This window comes from Microbacterium sp. CPCC 204701 (assembly GCF_004010105.1).
Taxonomy (GTDB): domain Bacteria; phylum Actinomycetota; class Actinomycetes; order Actinomycetales; family Microbacteriaceae; genus Microbacterium.
This window is the reverse complement of the sequence record NZ_RRYE01000579.1, coordinates 1-1,347: the sequence shown is the minus strand read 5'-3', so window position 1 is coordinate 1,347 and position 1,347 is coordinate 1. Positions and strand designations below refer to the sequence as shown.

Annotated in this window: 2 protein-coding genes; both read right to left on the bottom strand. The window is 72.8% G+C overall.

The window, feature by feature from the left end; translation table 11 throughout:
* Positions 1 to 200 precede the first annotated feature (200 nt).
* Positions 201 to 851, bottom strand: coding sequence for a response regulator transcription factor (locus EIO58_RS18060; protein WP_127820570.1), 651 nt, complete (start codon positions 849 to 851; stop codon positions 201 to 203).
* The coding region (locus tag EIO58_RS18055) for a sensor histidine kinase (protein ID WP_342447995.1) at positions 842 to 1,347 on the bottom strand (506 nt) is incomplete at its 5' end. The genes EIO58_RS18055 and EIO58_RS18060, both read right to left, overlap by 10 nt.

The following is a 1,347-nucleotide window of genomic DNA, read 5'->3' as shown; positions in this document are numbered from 1 at the left end:
CGCCGGACCTCCGCGCCGGCGGCGGCCGAGAGCCGGCCGCCGCCGGCGCAGGCGTGTGACCCCAGGTCCACGTGCCAGACCCGTACCCGCCGGGCACGGGCCGACTGGCAGCCGCCCCAGCGGGCTGCCCCTTGGCACCGTAACGGGGGCCGCACCGATCTGTCATCCCAATCCGACGGATTGGCGACCTGGGTCCGGTATCAATCGCGGTTGAGGTAGCGGATCACCGCCTGCACGCGACGATGCGTGTCGGCGTCGGGCGGCAGGCCCAGGGCGTCGTAGATGCGGGACACATGCTGGACCACCGCCTTCTCGGTGAGGAACAGCTTGGCTCCGATGCTGGCGTTGCTGCGCCCTTCGGCGACGAGTGCGAGCACCTCCTGCTGTCGTGGCGTCAGCCCTCCGACGGCGGCCTCGGAGTGCCGCGCGCGCCCCACCATGACCGCGACGACGTCGGGATCGAGCGCCGTGCCGCCGCCGGCGACGCGCTCGAGGTCCTCGAGGAACGTCCCGATGTCGGCGATCCGCTGCTTGAGCAGGTAGCCGACGCGCTCCTCACCTTCGGCGAGCAGGTCCTTCGCGTACCGCCGCTGCACGTGCTGCGACAGCACGACGACAGCGGTGCCGGGGTACTCCCGCCGGATCGTCAAGGCGGCCTCGAGCCCTTCGTCGGTATGCGTCGGCGGCATGCGGATGTCGGTGACCACGAGGTCCGGACGCTCGCGGGCGACGGCATCCGTCATCTCTTCTGCATCCCCCACGGCGGCGACCACGACGTGGCCGCCGTCGCGCAGCACGAGTTCGAGGCCGCGACGGATGAGCGTCTCGTCCTCGGCGATGATCACGCGCATGGCACCTCCGCCCGCACGCGGGTGCCCCGGCCCCGCGGACTCGAGATCGAGATCGTCCCGCCGATCGCCTCGACCCGGTCGGCGAGGCCGCGCAGGCCGGAGCCTGCACCCATCGACGCCCCGCCCACACCGTCGTCCTCGACGTCGAGGTGCACCCGGTCGCCCTGGACCGCGAGGCGGACCCGCGCGAGCTTGGCGTGCGCGTGCTTGACGACGTTCGCGAGCGCCTCGGTGAGGACGAAGTAGGTGGTGGCCCCGACGAGATCGCCGATCGCGTCGTCCTCGACGTCGGACTCGAACTGGGTGGGAATCGGCATCCGGTCGGCGAGATCTTCCGCCGCGGCGGCGAGCCCGCGCTCGATCAGCGCCGCCGGGACGAGGTCGCGCACGAGAGCGCGCACATCCGCAGCGGCCTCGTCGATGTCGACCCGCAGGCGCGTGGCACGCTCGGCGACCGTGGCGGACGGCGCCGTGGCGAGCTGCTGCGCCTCGAGCG

Coding starts and splice junctions, on each gene's coding strand:
- EIO58_RS18060 (WP_127820570.1), bottom strand. CDS start 851: ATGCGCGTGATCATCGCCGAGGACGAGACGCTCATCCGTCGCGGCCTC.